This is a genomic window from Acidocella sp. C78, from assembly GCF_907164655.1.
Map to the genome: position 1 here is coordinate 1 of NZ_CAJQZK010000061.1, position 15,649 is coordinate 15,649.

Consider the following 15,649-nt stretch of genomic DNA (forward strand, 5'->3'; position numbering starts at 1 on the left):
ATCTTGTCGGACGTCTATGGACGTCCCGCACCAATCGGAATGTTACTTTTCAAAAGCCCAAGCCATAGACACGATGTATTGAAAGTTGTTCTAAAAACCGCAGAATATATCTATAAGATATATAATATGACAGTAATACTGTCCTATTTTAATTTGTGTTTAGCCTAGAGAGGCGGTTTGCGCGGTTTCGGGCGATTGGCACCCCTTGCGGTTCCTGCGGTTCCTGCGGTTTTGAGGCTATGCTTGGAAAAAATGCAGGTATTTAGTCGAGTTGGTGGCCTCGAAAAACCGCAACCCACTTGCGGTTCCTTGCGGTTTTCTGCGGTTTTTCGGGTGATGCGCGGTCAATTCATGCCCTATGGCAATGCAATAGCCTTTATATGCCGGTTATCTATGCCTCATCCGCTATCTATGTCTCCCCTATTGGGTCGATAACTGGCGTGCAATCCGGCGCGCGGCGACCGCCCCATGACCGGCACCCGACCGGCGGCAGGATGCAGGGCGATGGCGCATTGACCGGCGCTCGATCTGGGGGCGGTTTCGGGCATCGTCGGCATGGAAGCCGGCGCCCGGCCTGCGGCCTCGCCCAGCCCGTCGCCAGGCGGTGACGGAAGCATTGACGATCCGCCGGCTGGGACGCCTCTACAGGCTCACGTATCGCCGCAGAGCGGCCCGCCACGCAGTGCGAGATAACCGGGCGGGTGCTGGCTGCACGCTGCGCTCTGACTGGCCGGTGCGGACTGCGGTGTCGGCTGTGAAACGGGGCGCCCGATCTTCCGGGTCGCCAAGTTGGCGACCCGAGCCTTTGTGAAGCGTGTTTTCGTATTTCGTCTCGGGATGGAGCGCCTCGTATGCCTCCTTGCGGCGCTGCGTGAACAGCGCGCGCTCGCGCGGCATAACTGCACATTAATTTACAATTAAAAAGTATATTTATTTCGATAAATTTGTGAAAACTCAGTTTGTTTGTCTGGAAAAATTCAAATGATAAAATTCCTGTCTTGGTATTATGATCTGATAGCTCACCCTATTATTTTGGTTTTAATTATAGTTTGTATCGCATCAATTTTCATATTATTTTTAGAAACCTTGCTATATCTGAATAATTCGCTATACCATCCGCTACGGCGAAAGAAAAAAGATACTCATCGTCAGTAGCCTTCCAATCAGCACGACCGGCTTCAATGAGGACGTATGTCTGACCGTGTCAGGTACGCCCTGCGCATGGCTCGCCGCGTTCAACATGCAAAACCGGCCGGATCAGCACAAATCAACCCCTTTATCCGGCAATCGGTAGAGCGCCTGGACAGGAGACATTCGATGCATCACACCTATCCGCAAAAGACGAAATCCGAGAACCGATCCGAGGCCATTGGCGTTCTGCTGATGGGAGGCGCCAGCCTGATCGGCCTCACCTTGTTCGCGCTGTTCCGGATGCATTCCGGGCACGGTTAGAAGTCGACTTGGCGCCATTCTATTCGAAGCCCATTTCCCGCAGCATCTGCCGTGCTTCGATCAGGGCATATGACTTGTCCTTGGCGCTGATCCGGCGCTGCCGCACCTCGCCCATCTCCACCAGCTTGCGCCGGGCTTCCACACGCTCAGATGGCCGCACCAGCTGGTTTTCGGCTACGCGGCGCAGTTCGGCAATCTCGGCGTCAGTCATGGACCTCTCCCGTGCGCGTATGGTTGTATCCCTTTGTTGCGTTTTCGTCACACTGTTGCGCCTTGCGGCTACGCTCAATGCGGTATCCTCGCACTCGATCCGAGCAGAATGAGCACTTTGCACCGAACTCACGCCATTGCGCCCGTTGAAAGCCGGCGCCCTTCATGGCGCGGCCAACTCCGAATCGTGTGACAGTGGAAAGTTGCGGCACCGTGCGGCACGCGGCAACGAGGCGGGCGGTGCTGATCTTGTTGTCTCCCAGAGCGGCGGCGGCTGCCACGGCCACCAGGGCGACCATCTCGATCTGATCCTCGGTCATGGCGTCAGGCATCGGGCAGCAGCCGTGCAGCGGCCACCAGCGGGCGCGCGGCGTCGATCATCTCATCCGTGCCCAGCTTCAACGCGGCGTCAACCGCCTTGGCGCCGGCATAGAGCTTGCGGCGGGCGGCGATCAGGTCATTCCTGCAGGCGGTGCGGACAACGTCGCCGCCGGCCTTGGCGGCCATTTTGGCGCGCAATGTTTCAGTCATCTGCAGGTCTCCGGTCTGCGGTGCCGCGTCACGCCTTCGTCTATATAGACGCGCGCGCACCGGTTAAGCGGTTCGGCACTCATCGTTGCCCCTCCGGCATTGGCGGCATGTATCCGCGCATCCGATTGTCAGGATTTCCGCGCCTTTCGCGCCATTGCTTATGCTTCCAGCCGGCGGCGGACAGGATCGCGCCGATCTCGGCGGGCGTGACGTGCCAAGACGGGAACGCGGCCCGGCAAGCGGCGTGAAGGGCAGGTGTCGCCACCCGCCCCTCGCCGGATGCAGCGGCCAAGGCGCGGGCCAGCAGCAGCACAATGGCGGCGTCGTCGATTGCGGTCATCGGCTCTTTTTCCGCCTCGGCGTGCGGATTCGCCCGGCCTTGGCCCCGGCAAGAAACCGGCGCCAGGCGCGGATGCTCTTTCGGCTGGGGGTGCGGTGCTTGCTTATAGGCCGTCCGCGTAGGCAGGCGAGCCAGCGGGCGAGACGCGCCCGTTAAAGCCCGTGGTGCCGCTCTGGTTGCGGTTCAGGGACGCGCCGAGGCCGCTTTTGACCGCCTTGGCGATATCGTGCGGGTTGGTGATGTGGACGCCGTGCACCAGCGCACCCACACCCGACCCATACGGCACCGCAGGCTGCCTGCCTGCCGTATCCCACGCCGGCAGCATGCCGTGTGGATGGTTGGCAATGTCGGTTGCCAGCGCGTGACCAGCGGATGCGAGGCCGCTGCCGATACTTCGGATCGGATGTTCGAGAAAGCCGTTGATCGTCCGCTCGAGCCCGAGCAGCCAGTGATTGAACTGCCTGAAGTCGTTGCCGAGGTCGTGGAAGACGGTCTTGATCCCGTTGAAGTTGGCGATGATCGCGCCGGTTCCGGTAGCAATTGCCGCCACCGCGCCCGCTATCGTCGCCGGGATGGCGCCGGCGGTTGCGAGGCCGACCAGCACGGCGCCCGTCCCGAGGCCCACCAGTGCCACGCCCAGACCGGCTATGCCGCCCACAATGTCGCGGACCATCGCCGGATGCACCTTCGACCATTTCGTCACGCCGGTTACGGCGCTGGTCATGGCGTTGAGGATGGCGATCGCCGGCTTGACCAACGGCGTGCCGAGGGCTTCCAGCAGGCTTGTCCATGCCCCCTCGAAGGCGTGCAGCGGCCCGGTCATGGAGGTCGCCATCTGGACGCCGTAGACCGACACGCGCCCGGCCTGCCGCATCTGCTTCTGCGTGCGGATGTAGGATAGCGCGTTCGTGATCATGTTCGCGACGAGACGCGAGCCGGTCTGGCTGCTGATCGTCTGATAGACCGCGGCGAGCAGGTTCTTCTTGCCGTGAACGCCGTGCGCTTCCAGCGTCGGCACCAGCACCTTCTGCGTCCAGGCGAACAAGCCTTGGCTGTAAAGGATCTTGGATCCTTTGAGCGCGCCGGGCTTGATGGCGGTCTGGAAGGTGTGCGGGATATGGATGAAACCGCCGGGCGCGACGAGGCCGTAACGCTTCATGTTGTAGGCATACATCCGGCTGATCGGACCGCCGGAAAGCGCCTTCATGACCATGCCGAAACCGCGACCGCCGGTCGGTCCCATCTGCTGCACGGCTTCCGCCATGCTGGACCACCAAGCGAAGCCGCTCATCATTTGCGACGCCGCGCCGGCGAGTTTCGTGGCCCGCATGATCTGGTTCGGCGTCAGCAGCTTGCCGGCGATGTTCTGCGCCTCGAGCGCGTAATTCAGGTTGCGCCCCAGCGCGCCGACCGAGAACGTCTTGCCGTCCGGGCCATACGTGCCGCCGCGCAGTTCGATGGCCTTCAGGAGTTCGCCCAGCGCGGTCGGACCACCCATGCCCCAGTTCGACAGGACGCCTTCGGCGCGGACGATCAGCGGCGCAGCGCGCACGGCCTCGGCGCTCGATCCCAGCACCGTGCGGCCCTTGGTGAGTGCGGCCAGCGCGTCGGACCAGTCCACGTTCGGCGTCCGCATGGATTGCGTGAACGCGGCATTGGTCAGGTCGCCGACATTGCGGGCCGAGACGCCCATCTGCTGCAGCCGGCTCTGGACGTTCGCCAGCCGGTTGCCGTAGGTGGCGAGGTCAGACGACGCCTTGAGGATCGCCATGCCGCCCAGCGCCGCCGCCGCGCCGATGGCGGCCATGCGGACGCCCTTGATCTGGCTGCTGACATACTTTGCCTGCTTGCCGAGGCCGATCATGTCCTTCGAGATCAGCTTGAGCACCGGGCCGACCGAATTGATCGCGGCTATCTCGATCCCGATTTTGTAACTTTTCAGCATCGGTCAGTTCCTTTCGACGCGACGGGGTGGCCCGGCGAGGAAATGGAGCAAACCTCGCCGGGCCGGGCGCGCTGGATAGGCGGCGCGGTCTCAGAATTCGGTGCCATCACCTACCGTCGCGTAGATCGTGCCGGAGCCGCCCGGCATGACGGCGCCGATCTGGTTGACGTAGGGCCCGGCAAAGATGCGTGCCCGCGTTCCACCCGCCACCGGCATATCGCTCTCGCTGGCGATCTGCGGCCCATTGCCGACGCGGACGAAGGCAAGCGAGGCCGTGGGGTTCGTCACCACCACCGTATCGCCCTTCGCCGGCAATGCCGTGCTCGCGCTGGTCGAGGTCGCGGCAATGGCGACCGTGCCGGCGGGATTGAACGGGTTGACGCTTCCAACGGTCATTCGGCGGCTTCCAGCAGCTTGCGGGCGGTATCCGGCAGGATCACGTCGCCCTCTGCGTCGAGATGCGCGGACCACGTGCGGCGCTCCGCGTCCGGGTTCGGATGCTCGGGGCTGAGAACGCCGTTGAACATCTCGGGGTTGGCCCCCGGCATGAAGCCCAGCCGGAGATTGACGCCACCGGCCATTGCCCGCCCGACCGCTTCAACGCCGGCACTGAAAGCCGCCTCGCCGTTTGCGAGCAGTCGCTTTGCCTCAACGATCATAGCCGCGCCTTCGATCCGCAGCTTGATCCCGGCAGCGAGAACAGGCTCCCAAGCGCGCTGCTCTGCGGTGCGGAGATCATCGCCGGCCTTCGTGACGGCGGCCTCGGCAGCGGCAACGCTTTCGCGCCGGAACAGGACGCTATCCTCGGCGGCGCGGATGGCGGCCTCGGCCTTCATGAGTTCGCCAGTGTCGATAGCCTCGCCTTCGGCGGCCCGCTGCACGAGGTTGGCGCGGGTGGCGCGGGCTGCGGCAACGGCGGCCTCGGCATCGCTGATTGCCGTGGTCGCGGTCGCAACCCGGCTGATCGCCGCCTGATAGGCTTCGCGCGCCCGCTGCGGCAGGCCTGCATCGCGGAGGTTGAGAATGTCCTGAAGGTCCATCTGATTTCCTTTCAACGGTCGAGCCCGAGACGCTTCAACGTGCCGTTCAGCGCATTTTCGTTCTGCCGGGCGGAATCAGTTGCTCGCTGGACGCGCTGAACGTGATCGAGGATCGCGGCAGAGACGATATCGCCCTCGCGCCCAGCCAGATCGCGAACGCCGATTTCCTCGGTCCATCCCGCATCGAAGCCGGCGCGCATCCGCCGCCGGTTCACGTGCTGTTCAATCGGGGTCATCTCTGAAAACGGCTTGCCCATTTACTGCATTCCTATAGTCAACTTTTCAAATAATAGCAGAAATGGCGGATAGGAGACAAGAAATATTAAATATACTGTTCGGCATACGGTAGCATATTACTATGAATTACTATGGATCATAGACGATCATTATTTGAACCGGCTTGCGCACTACATCTGCACCGATTGCGCCGCAGGTGCCATCTCAACGATATACGGCGGACGTGGTTTCCGCCGCTATCGCTGATCCATTCCAGCAATAGGCTTGTTTATGTCAGTCGTTTGGGGATTTGGCGCCCGTCTTGGATACGTTTACGGGCGCCTGTATGCCGTCAGTGTGTCGGCTGGGCCGGCGTGACGCGCGGGTGACGGTCGCCCGGCGGCGGGAGGATCAATATTTGAGGCCGCTGCCCGAATACTGCACGCCAGGCTTGGGCCTGCTGGGTCGTTGTCTCGATCAGGGCGAGCGGCGCCGCGCCCGATACAGCGGCATTGACTGCGTTTCGATAATGCAGCGGTTCACCGCCCGTCGCGTGGATCACGGCACTGCGGGCCATCCGCCGCAGCCTTGGCGTGCATCGCCAGCCAGCCGGGCCGATGGGTGCATCGCCATCGTCACCAACGAGGATGACCAGCGGCCGCGCTGCCCGGTCGAGGGATTTGGGAAGCCCGGCGCCGGGCGTTACCTCGACAAGCTGGACCAGCCCCTCGGCTGCGGCTGCATAGAGCGGCAGGCGCCACGGCACGAGGCGCGAAGCAACCTCGATGACGCGGCTGAACTCGGCTTTTGTCCTTACCTGCATCATTGGATGAGTCCCCAGGCTTCACGCCTCGGGCTTCCGTCGAGCACCGTTCCGGCCGGCAGCCGCTCGATCCATCCGTGATCTTCGAGAATGGCAACGGCGCGCTTTGCGTCATCGGCTTTTCGCAGCCGGTTCGGCCCGGACTTGTAAAGCGCAGTGAGGTAAAGGCGTGGATCGGGCTGGGCCTGCCACCAGGCGAGCAGTTCCGCAGCGGCGTCCAGTTCGGGATCAGGCGCAACCGTCTCGCCGAGTCTCAACTGCTCGCCGGCATACCAGGTCGCCAGCGTTGCGCCGGCCTCGAAAGTCTCGGCGTCGATCATATCCCGCCCGGCATAGGCGGCGAGGATGCCGGCGAGGCGGCTGGCATGTTCGGTCATCTTCGAGCCGAAACCACGGAGTGAGGCGTAGCGGCGGCCGTCCGCCAGGTCGCGCTCGACGTCGTTGTAATACGCGATCAGCCGCCGTTCGGCCTCGACGTTGAAGGGCAACGGCTCCGGATCGAGGCCGTCCGATCCTTCGAGGCGGCGCGGCTGCTTGGCGAGCATGTAGCCCAAACGGTCGTTGTATTCGTCGAGGAACTCATCGAAGTCCGGTTCTCGCTCACGCCACATGCGTGAGCCGATGGTGCTCTCCGGCTCCGATATCAGCATCCGGGCGAGCAGGCCGTTATCTCTCGCGCTGGCGTTTCCCAGCAGGAGAGCAGCAACGCTGCGTTGAACGAACAAGCTAAGGGAGGCGCGGCGGCCGGGTGCGAATGTGGCCTTGCCTGCCCGCAGCCGCTTGATCGGGGCGCCGTCCCACAATGCGTTTAGCGTGGTCATCGTCCTTAACGCTGCGTCCTCACTCATCGCATGGCCGCCGAGAAACTGGCCGCCCTCGGCTGAAAAAATCGAGGCGTAGGGCCTCAGCGTCAGGAGGTTAATCAGCCCCTCAATGGTCCCTTCCTGCGCGGTCAGGATCGGCGGAGCCGGCGCCTTCGGTTCCGATCCAACATCCGCCAGCGCGCGCTCGGCGGCGGCGCGGCCGTCTTTGGCAGCCTTGCGGGCCTCGATCCGGGCAGCGTCAAAAGCCTCTTTATCGCGACCGAATTTGTCCTGATCCACCTCGAATTGCGCCGCCAGTGCGGCCTCGGCGCGGGTGATCGGGAGGCTGGCCAGCAGGTCAACGGTAGATTTGCGCTCACCAGATTGGCCAACCGTCATGAACGCGGTGAGTAACGGCCGCGTCCCGATGACTGGGATTTCAACATCGTGATGAATCGCGGCAGCGAAACCGGCGGCCGCGAGCACCGATGCAGCGCAGAGCGCGCCCGGCGCTTGCGTGCGGCGCTGGATGGCCTCGACGGCTGGGCGCAGCCCAAGTAGTGCGTCCATCGGATACGGTTCAGGCGGCGGCGTTTCGCGCCGGAGCGGGCGTTTCAACTCCGGTGGCGTGCTCGCCTTCGCGGCGGCATCGCGGGCTATCTGCTCGGCGTTGAAATGGTTCATGCTGCACCCCCGCGCGCCGATAGTGCCGATTTGAGAGTCGCCTCGATCTCGCGCCGTTCGAGGCCGGCGACGATGGCGGCGTGTGCCATCGCCTCCGCCACCTCGCCGGAGGACAGGCCGCCTGTCGTGGTCAGGCGCAACAACCCGTAAGTCTCGGCGTTCAACGTGGCGTTGCGGGTGCCAGGCGCGGCGCCGGCGACACGCTCGATTGCGCGCCGTAGGGCCGCCTCGGCATAGCGGCGGCTGCGGTGATCGCCGCCAGTCCAGGGGGCGGCAGGGGGCGGCGTCCAGGCCGGTTTCGGCGGCGGTACCAGCCAGTTAGGCCACTCGGCCAGCGGGCCGGCAGACAGGACAGGGAGGCCGGCGGCTGGCCACCAGATGCACGATCCCCCGTCCGCCCGGACGTCGATACCGGGCGCAATTGCCGCTACGCTGGAACGCAATCCGGGCCGGTGTTTGAACCACAGATGCAGCCCGCCGGAGCGGGTGCGATGCGTCCGGGTCGCGGGCAACTTGTCGCGGTTCGCGGCGAACCATTCGAGGCCGCCGGGCTTGTTGTCGATGTCGAGCGCGGCGATGCCGGAGCGTTCGCCGGTCGCGATCCCGATCAGGACGAATCCGTAATCGCGGTGCAGAGCGCGGATCGTGGTGGGATCGGTCGAGGCGGCAAGGTGACCGCGCGGGCAGCGAGGCGACTTGTCGTTGCCTACGGGGAAAACGGCGCGGCCGGCGGCGGCGAGGTCGAGCGCGGTGTCCAGCGAGGCCATTAGTTGCCCTCCCTGATCAGCCCAGCCAGCGCCTCGGCGATGCGGCGACAATGGCGGGCCTCGATGTCGGCGGCTGCGCGAAGAACACTGTCCCTCTCGCGCTTCGCCATGATCCAGTCCGCCCGGCTGGCGAGCGAGCGGGCGGCCCGGCGCAGATCAGCCTCGGGCATCTCAATTGTCAAAATGCGGCGGCGGGAACGGGTTTCGATGTCGTCGATGAGTCGGTCGTGCTGCCGGTCGGCAGCGGTTTTGCGGTCAACCATTTAGGGCATCCTTTCTGCCCGAAAAACCGCTTGCAGCCGAGCGCCGGCACGTCTATCTCTTGATCGCCGCCAAGCAATCCAAAGATTTCCGCGCCGCTCCGGAGCCAGTAGGTTTTCGGGGCGGTTTGCATTTTGGGGATCAGGCCGCGCTCTTGGGCAGGTTCTCAGCGAACCGGCGGAGGCTCTCAGCGGTGATGAACGTCGAGCGGCCCAGCTTGCGGACGTCGAACGTCCCGGCCTTCACCAGCTCCCAGAACTTTGCGTGTCTGACGCCTAGGGCGGCCTGCGCCTCGGCTGGCCGGTAGAGAAGTTTTGTGTCAGTCGTCATTCCTTACTCCATACGGATGTTAATGGACTGACGATCCAGTTATCAGGTCGCGTATCGTACTGACAAAGTCCTTTTGCGGGAACAAAGCAGTTTTTTTCAGATTACTTCCCGCCTTGTTTTCTGCGCTTGTCGCGCAGCCAATCATTGCCGATTTCAATGCCCGAGAGTTCTCGCAACGTTGCCTGAACAAACCTATTGAACGGGGCTTTCGGCGCGTCTGTTGGTTCGACACCGAACAAGTGAGCAAATGAAAGGCGAAAGTCTTCCAACGCGCCGTTAAGCCAATTTGGGCGAGGCTGGCCGCGCGCTCGGCCAGACATCGCAGATTGTCGCTTCGACCAATTTTCTAGATGGTCGAGCCGCCCAATTAGATCAAAACAGGGGTCTTGCTCGGCTGTTTCTGGCTGCTCTCGAACGTGCCGAGCGCATAAGTGCTTAAGCTCGCCAGCCAACTTTTTCATTTTCAGCCAGTCAGATTTCTTGAACGTGTCAGGACGAGGTTCAATCGCGTGAGCAAGTGAGAACATCACCATGTGCACATTGCGCCAAGCTGCTGCGGCCAGTTCGTCGGACACCGCAAGAGGCAGTCTAACTGCGGAGACGATGCGCGATTGCGCCTCAGCGTCTAGTTGGCGAAACCGTGGAGGTGGAACCTCCGCCCGGAATATTATTGTTCCATCCGCCTTAACGATTTCGGCAAATTGAGGCTCGGGCGGGGATTGCTCCCCGCCTTTTCTCTTGCCCCCGCTCATGCTGCCTGCTCGCCGGAGTTCATGCCCGCATCGTCGCAGAATTTCTGCCAGTTATCCCGCAACACGTCTGCCTCGGTTTCAACCGCATCCGCCAGCCAGCGCAGGGAGCGCAACCTGTATTCGTCGGGCGCGGCTGGAAGATTGGTCATGAACAACCGCAAGGCGCGGGCGGCATCCTGCATCCGGGTGGTGCTGTCCTCTACATCGGCAACGCGGATTTCAACCACGCTCTTGACGGGGCGCGTCATGCCAGCCTCCCCGCTTCGCGTGTGAGGCGCGAGATCAGCCGGTCGCTCAGATATCGGTCTTCGTCCTCGGGGTCGCGTTCGCTCGGGTCAAGGTAGGCAGTGACAACGCGGGCGATTGCGGCCACCCCGGCGGGCGTCTTCGCCTCGGTGCGCGTGATGCGGTCGAGAATGTCGTTCATCTCATCCTGCATCGGGGCGGTCTGCTGGTCGATCTTCTCCTCGGTCTCCATTGTGAGGTCCGGCACCCGATAGGCTGCGTTGTATTGTGCATCGAGGGCGATGTAGCGGTCGGCCATGGCGATCAGCTCGTCATCGGGGTTGCCGGCAGCGTTCGCCACGGCAGGGGCGACCATGGCGGCGGCGGCGCTTGCCATCGCGGCCCGGATCGTGCTGCGCCGGTTCATGACCGCACCTCGGCCATCGTCCGCTCGATCATCTGCACCGCCGCGCGGGCGACGATGGCGCGCTGCACGGGTGTTACGGCCAGCGCGCGGAGTTCTGCCGCCTGCCGGCTCAGGACGGCTTGCAGGGCGCCCAGCGTGGCGGCGTTGTCATTTGCGCCGCGATTCGTGGTATAGACCTTCTCGGTCATCGTTTTTGTCCTCCTTCGGACCATTCAATCGAGGCCATTGCCCGGCGGTGCTGTAACACCGCCGGGCCACCTCTCGCCGGCATCCGGCCGGCACGGTTCCCGGCTCAGGCGCGGCGCATGGCCACCACCCTTCCAGATTCCTCGGCCAGCCCGGCGCAGTAGTTCGCCCAGGCTTCCATCAATTGCCGGCGCTTCGCGAGCAAATCGCCACGCTGATACGCCGCCTCTGTTCGGTCCTTGTTGATATGCGCCAGCGCAACCTCGGCGATCTCGCGCGGAAAGCTGGTCATCTCGGCGGCCCAATCGCGGAACGATGACCGCATCCCATGCGCCGTGTATCCCGGCCGCAGCACGGCAACGGCCTTTGCGAGCGCAACGTCGGTCATGGGCTTGCCAGGTGCGCCGCCGGGGAAGATCAGCCCATCCCGGCGGGGCGAGCGTTCTGCCATCTCGCGCAATATCTCGACGGCACGCGGTGCCAGCGGCACGCGGTGTTCCTTTTTCATCTTCATGCGGGCTGCCGGGATCACCCACACGGCCGCGTCAAAATCGACCTCATCCCATCGTGCACCGCGCGCCTCGCCGGAGCGTGTAGCCGTCAGGATGGCGAACTCTAGGCATCGCGCCGAAACGGCTTCACGCTCGCGCAGTTCGGCCATGAAGGCCGGCATGTCGTGGTAATCGAGCGCGGCGTGATGCTTGACCGCCCGCACCTTCGTTTTCGGTGCATAAATCTGATCGAGGAACCCCTGCCACCGCGCCGGGTTGTCGCCGCTGCGCCAGCCGTTGACGGTCGCATATGCCAGCACGGCCTCAACGCGGCCGCGCAGCCGGCTAGCCGTCTCCGGCTTTTCGGCCCAGATCGGATCGAGCACCCGGCGGACGTCGAGCAGGCTGATCTCGCTTATCGGCCGCTTGCCGATGATCGGGCTGGCGTAGGTGGCGAGCGTGTTCTCCCACTGCTGCCGGTGCTTTGCGTTCTTCCACTCGGCCTTGTGCGCCTCGACATAGGCCGCGGCGACGGCATCGAAGGTTCTGGCAGTCTGCTCGGCGGCGAGGTGCTGGCGTTCGCGGCGCTGGGCGAGCGGATCGAACCCATCCCGCACAAGATTACGTAGCTGGCGGGCCTGCTCGCGGGCTTCCGCTAGGGATACATCACGCAGCGGCCCAAGGCTCATCCAGTGCTTGCGCCCGGCCATCGTGTAGCGGAACGCCCAACTTTTCGAGCCGTCAGCCCGAACGCGCAAATACAAACCGCCCCCATCGTGCAGGTTGCCCTCGCGGTTCGCGTTCGTAATGGCGAGAGCGTTCAAGCGTTTTGAGACGGTTTTGGGCATCGTCAGCACCCCGAACCGCAGAAAACCGCAGAAAACCGCAACCGAACCGCAACCCGTTTGCGGTTTTGTTTGGCACTTAAACCATTGATTTCATTTGGCCGACACTCAGGAACCGCAAAAACCGCAGAAACCGCAGGGGGTCTATGTGCCGTGGTCGCTGGGCTCATCACGTCAGACTCTCCGTCGAACTGTCCGGCTACATGCTCGGGCCTTCATGGATACACCATAATCCCGCACGTCCTAGGACGTCAATGGACGTTATAGGGCAAACTTTGGCTATATCGCTGGGTGTATGCCGCCGTTTCTCTGAGGCTAGATCACGAGGTAAGGCGGACATCCCCTCCGCCACCCCTACATCCAGCACTGTCCGGCATCATCCCATAAAATCTTTGATATCAGCGACTTAAAACAGATTTCCGTCCACGCTCATCCACCCCATTTTGCCCGAATCCAGAGTTTCCACGTGGGTAACTTTGTGGGTAAGATTCAGCCATGGCCCGAGTCGTCAACAAGCTGTCACTGAACCGCCCTGGGTTTACCGGAGGCTCCAACTCCCAAATAGGATGGAGCCATGACGAGTCCGACGACGAACAAGTTTTCTCCTGAAGTCCGCGAGCGGGCGGTGCGGATGGTGCTGGAGCACGAGGGCGAACATCCCTCGCGGTGGGCGGCGATGGTGTCGATAGCCGCGAAGTTTGGCTGCTCACCGCATACGCTGCGTGAATGGGTGCAGAAGGTGGATCGCGACAGCGGCCGCTCGCCTGGTGTTCCGTCGGAAGTGTCGGCGAAGCTGAAGGCACTGGAACGCGAGAACCGCGAGCTTCGCCAGGCGAATGAGATCCTGCGCAAGGCGTCGGCATATTTTGCCCAGGCGGAGCTCGACCGCCGGTTCAAACCATGATCTCGTTCATCGATGATCACCGCGGGGCTTATGGGGTCGAGCCGATCTGCAGGGTCCTGCCGATCGCCCCATCGACCTACTACGAGCATGTCGCGAAGCGGGCCAACCCCGAGAGGCGGTCAGAACGGGCCCGGCGGGATGAGGCGCTCGAGGCGGATATCCGGCGCGTGTTCGCGGAGAATTTCGAGGTCTACGGTGCTCGCAAGGTCTGGCGGCAGTTGCAGCGGGAAGGATGCGCTGTTGCCCGCTGCACGGTGGAGCGGTTGATGCGGATCATCGGCCTGCAGGGCGTGATCCGCGGCAAGCCGGTCAGGACGACGATCAGCGACAGGGCGACACCCTGCCCACAGGACCGCGTCAACCGCCAGTTCCAGGCGCCGGCGCCGAATATGCTCTGGGTCTCCGACTTCACTTATGTCGCGACCTGGCAGGGCTTTGTGTATGTGGCGTTTGTCATCGATACATTCGCCCGGCGTATCGTTGGCTGGCGGGTAAGCCGCACCGCGCATGCCGGTTTCGTCCTCGATGCCCTGGAACAGGCTCTTCACGACAGACGCCCGGTACGTAGCGGCGGTCTCGTCCATCATAGCCATCGGGGCAGCCAGTATGTCTCGATCAAATACACCGAGCGCCTGATGGAGGCCGGCATCGAACCGTCCGTCGGCAGTGTCGGCGATAGCTACGACAACGCTCTCGCCGAGAGCATCAACGGCCTTTACAAGACCGAGGTCATCCGTCGTCGCGGGCCGTGGAAATCGTTGGAAGCCGTCGAGTTCGCAACGCTCGAATGGGTCGACTGGCTTAACCACAGGCGCCTTCTCGAGCCGATCGGCAACATCCCGCCCGCCGAAGCCGAACAACGATATTTCGCCACACTCGATCAGATGAAGATCGCCGCTTAGCTTAACCCAAATGGCCTCCGGTAAACCCGGGGCGGTTCAATCATGAGAGTGAGATCGCAGCATGAACATTGAAAATCTACTCAAAATAATTAAGCCAAATATAATTAAAAATCACGATTTGAAAAGTAAAATAATCATCAGTCTTACATCTTATCCGGACAGATTTCAAACTGTTTATTTTACAATTATTTCTCTATTAAATCAGAGCATTAAACCAGATAAAATTATATTATGGGTATTCAAAAATGAATATAATTTATTGCCAAGAAAAATTATTGAATTAATAAATGGTACTTTTGAAGTTAGAAAATTAAATGAAGATTGGAAATCTTATAATAAACTTATACCTTCTATAATTGAGTTTCCAAATGAATACTTAGTAACAGCAGATGATGATGTATTATATAAGCCAACTTGGCTTGAAGAATTAATTTTATCTTTTAAAAATATAAATGGTATTGTTGCCCATAGAGCGCATCTAATTCAATATGATTGTAATGGACAACTAAAAGAATACAATAAATGGATTATAGATACTCCAGAAGAAAATTTTTGCCAAATAAAATCGCCGTTGGTTTTTCCAACGGGAGTAGGGGGTGTATTATACCCCCCCGAATCTTTTGATGACCGCATCTTAGATATTTATTTAGCAATGGAACTATGCCCTACTGCAGATGATATTTGGTTTTGGTTTATGCATACAATGAAGGGTAATTGTGCTTCTGTTATTGGAGACAGATATTTTATAGATATAAATCCAGATCAAAATAAAAGTCTTTTTAATATAAATGTAAGAGGAAAAAATGACGATCAAATTAAAAATATGATAAATAAATTCGGCATTCCAAAAATTACTGAATTTTTTATAGATAATTTTTGTAAAATTGTTAGAAAAAATGAGTATTTTACAAAATTAAAGTTTGGCCGACCTCTGATATTGCAAAATGATGATATTGGATTTTTTATAAAAAATCATGGAATATTTCATAATGAAAGGTTGCTAAGTTTTATAAAAAGAAATATAACTCCTAAAAAAATCTTAGATTTATCCGGGGATATTGGATATTTTTCGGTTGGTCTTTGTGGTATCGACGATTACGAAGTGTGGACGGTAGATTTTAAAAACAAAAATTTTTTAAATTTTCAGAAAAACTTAATTGTGAATCATATTAATTTTCACGTATTAGAAATGACCATTGAAGATCTTGCTTCTGATGGTAATAAAAATTTAAATGATTACATAAAAAATATAAAATATTTTGATTTAGTGGTAATAAACATATTAAATTTCAATAAAAAAATTGATATTATAAGACATTTTCTTTTTAATAGTCAATCAATTTTGATTGAAAAAAACTATAGTTTATCAATAGATGATTATATGTATAATTATGGATATAGATTGATATATTCAGAAGTTGGTGAAGGAACTTATTTATATAAAAAAGTTTTTTAGATATTAATTTTTAATATAAGTGTCCCGCGTCAGCACCAATGGCACAGATTTGAGGTTGT

General features: G+C 59.6%; 21 protein-coding genes and 1 other annotated feature. Of the genes, 3 read left to right on the forward strand and 18 right to left on the reverse strand.

Translation table 11 applies throughout. From position 1 onward, the window contains the following. Positions 1-1,191: 1,191 nt before the first annotated feature. Positions 1,192-1,452: a hypothetical protein gene (locus tag ACIDOCELLA78_RS83370; protein WP_012039943.1), complete on the forward strand. Its 261-nt coding sequence runs from the start codon at positions 1,192-1,194 to the stop codon at positions 1,450-1,452. A gap of 19 nt (positions 1,453-1,471) precedes the next feature. On the opposite strand, the gene ACIDOCELLA78_RS83375 is transcribed toward ACIDOCELLA78_RS83370, so the two are convergent. The 18 genes from ACIDOCELLA78_RS83375 to ACIDOCELLA78_RS83460 form a co-directional block, all read right to left on the reverse strand. After that, positions 1,472-1,663: a hypothetical protein gene (locus ACIDOCELLA78_RS83375; RefSeq protein WP_043509195.1), complete on the reverse strand. Its 192-nt coding sequence runs from the start codon at positions 1,661-1,663 to the stop codon at positions 1,472-1,474. After that, positions 1,656-1,982, reverse strand: coding sequence for a hypothetical protein (locus ACIDOCELLA78_RS83380; protein WP_155856377.1), 327 nt, complete (start codon positions 1,980-1,982; stop codon positions 1,656-1,658). Before ACIDOCELLA78_RS83380 ends, ACIDOCELLA78_RS83375 begins: the two co-directional genes overlap by 8 nt. A gap of 4 nt (positions 1,983-1,986) precedes the next feature. Further along, a complete protein-coding gene (locus ACIDOCELLA78_RS83385) occupies positions 1,987-2,193 on the reverse strand; it encodes a hypothetical protein (RefSeq protein ID WP_155856378.1) in 207 nt (68 codons plus the stop codon). A gap of 79 nt (positions 2,194-2,272) precedes the next feature. Beyond that, the gene (locus tag ACIDOCELLA78_RS83390; protein ID WP_012039945.1) at positions 2,273-2,533 is read right to left on the reverse strand and encodes a hypothetical protein; all 261 of its coding nucleotides are present in this window, start codon (positions 2,531-2,533) and stop codon (positions 2,273-2,275) included. A 103-nt stretch (positions 2,534-2,636) separates the two neighbouring features. Beyond that, positions 2,637-4,478, reverse strand: coding sequence for a hypothetical protein (locus ACIDOCELLA78_RS83395; RefSeq protein ID WP_201727822.1), 1,842 nt, complete (start codon positions 4,476-4,478; stop codon positions 2,637-2,639). 90 nt (positions 4,479-4,568) lie between these two features. Continuing rightward, entirely contained in the window at positions 4,569-4,874 is a 306-nt protein-coding gene (locus ACIDOCELLA78_RS83400; protein ID WP_174503942.1) for a hypothetical protein, read from the reverse strand. Further along, on the reverse strand, positions 4,871-5,518 hold the full coding sequence (locus ACIDOCELLA78_RS83405) for a hypothetical protein (protein ID WP_174503943.1): 648 nt from the start codon (positions 5,516-5,518) through the stop codon (positions 4,871-4,873). The genes ACIDOCELLA78_RS83400 and ACIDOCELLA78_RS83405 overlap by 4 nt, the downstream gene beginning before the upstream one ends. Positions 5,519-5,529: 11 nt before the next feature. Then, a complete protein-coding gene (locus tag ACIDOCELLA78_RS83410) occupies positions 5,530-5,754 on the reverse strand; it encodes a hypothetical protein (RefSeq protein WP_201727823.1) in 225 nt (74 codons plus the stop codon). A 332-nt stretch (positions 5,755-6,086) separates the two neighbouring features. Further along, positions 6,087-6,560, reverse strand: a complete 474-nt coding sequence (locus tag ACIDOCELLA78_RS83415) for a hypothetical protein (RefSeq protein WP_174503945.1) — start codon at positions 6,558-6,560, stop codon at positions 6,087-6,089. Further along, positions 6,557-8,044 (reverse strand): YfjI family protein, encoded by a 1,488-nt coding sequence (locus ACIDOCELLA78_RS83420; RefSeq protein ID WP_201727824.1) that lies wholly within the window; start codon positions 8,042-8,044, stop codon positions 6,557-6,559. Before ACIDOCELLA78_RS83420 ends, ACIDOCELLA78_RS83415 begins: the two co-directional genes overlap by 4 nt. Continuing rightward, positions 8,041-8,811: a bifunctional DNA primase/polymerase gene (locus ACIDOCELLA78_RS83425; RefSeq protein WP_174503947.1), complete on the reverse strand. Its 771-nt coding sequence runs from the start codon at positions 8,809-8,811 to the stop codon at positions 8,041-8,043. Before ACIDOCELLA78_RS83425 ends, ACIDOCELLA78_RS83420 begins: the two co-directional genes overlap by 4 nt. Further along, complete coding sequence (locus tag ACIDOCELLA78_RS83430; protein ID WP_174503948.1) at positions 8,811-9,074, reverse strand: hypothetical protein; 264 nt, start codon at positions 9,072-9,074, stop codon at positions 8,811-8,813. The genes ACIDOCELLA78_RS83425 and ACIDOCELLA78_RS83430 overlap by 1 nt, the downstream gene beginning before the upstream one ends. A gap of 139 nt (positions 9,075-9,213) precedes the next feature. After that, positions 9,214-9,402, reverse strand: coding sequence for an AlpA family transcriptional regulator (locus ACIDOCELLA78_RS83435; RefSeq protein ID WP_043509204.1), 189 nt, complete (start codon positions 9,400-9,402; stop codon positions 9,214-9,216). Positions 9,403-9,503: 101 nt separating this feature from the next. Continuing rightward, the gene (locus ACIDOCELLA78_RS83440) at positions 9,504-9,977 is read right to left on the reverse strand and encodes a hypothetical protein (protein WP_201727825.1); all 474 of its coding nucleotides are present in this window, start codon (positions 9,975-9,977) and stop codon (positions 9,504-9,506) included. 173 nt (positions 9,978-10,150) lie between these two features. Further along, positions 10,151-10,402, reverse strand: a complete 252-nt coding sequence (locus ACIDOCELLA78_RS83445; protein WP_174503950.1) for a hypothetical protein — start codon at positions 10,400-10,402, stop codon at positions 10,151-10,153. Beyond that, a complete protein-coding gene (locus ACIDOCELLA78_RS83450; protein ID WP_201727826.1) occupies positions 10,399-10,806 on the reverse strand; it encodes a hypothetical protein in 408 nt (135 codons plus the stop codon). Before ACIDOCELLA78_RS83450 ends, ACIDOCELLA78_RS83445 begins: the two co-directional genes overlap by 4 nt. Further along, complete coding sequence (locus tag ACIDOCELLA78_RS83455) at positions 10,803-10,994, reverse strand: hypothetical protein (RefSeq protein WP_201727827.1); 192 nt, start codon at positions 10,992-10,994, stop codon at positions 10,803-10,805. The genes ACIDOCELLA78_RS83450 and ACIDOCELLA78_RS83455 overlap by 4 nt, the downstream gene beginning before the upstream one ends. A gap of 104 nt (positions 10,995-11,098) precedes the next feature. Then, positions 11,099-12,331 carry a phage integrase central domain-containing protein gene (locus tag ACIDOCELLA78_RS83460; protein WP_201727922.1) on the reverse strand — a complete coding sequence of 411 codons (1,233 nt, stop codon included), beginning with the start codon at positions 12,329-12,331 and terminating at the stop codon, positions 11,099-11,101. 571 nt (positions 12,332-12,902) lie between these two features. Between ACIDOCELLA78_RS83460 and ACIDOCELLA78_RS83465 the strand changes: the two genes are divergently transcribed. Both ACIDOCELLA78_RS83465 and ACIDOCELLA78_RS83470 read left to right on the forward strand, forming a co-directional pair. Then, positions 12,903-14,134, forward strand: a protein-coding gene (locus tag ACIDOCELLA78_RS83465; RefSeq protein ID WP_201727828.1) for an IS3 family transposase whose coding sequence is annotated in 2 segments (ribosomal slippage) — positions 12,903-13,194 and positions 13,194-14,134 — 1,233 coding nt in all. Because the reading frame shifts where the segments join, the coding sequence is not laid out codon by codon here. Then, positions 13,187-13,303, forward strand: a sequence feature (AL1L pseudoknot). Its footprint overlaps the gene before it by 117 nt. 61 nt (positions 14,135-14,195) lie before the next feature. Next, positions 14,196-15,590 carry a hypothetical protein gene (locus ACIDOCELLA78_RS83470; RefSeq protein ID WP_201727829.1) on the forward strand — a complete coding sequence of 465 codons (1,395 nt, stop codon included), beginning with the start codon at positions 14,196-14,198 and terminating at the stop codon, positions 15,588-15,590. Positions 15,591-15,649 lie beyond the last annotated feature (59 nt).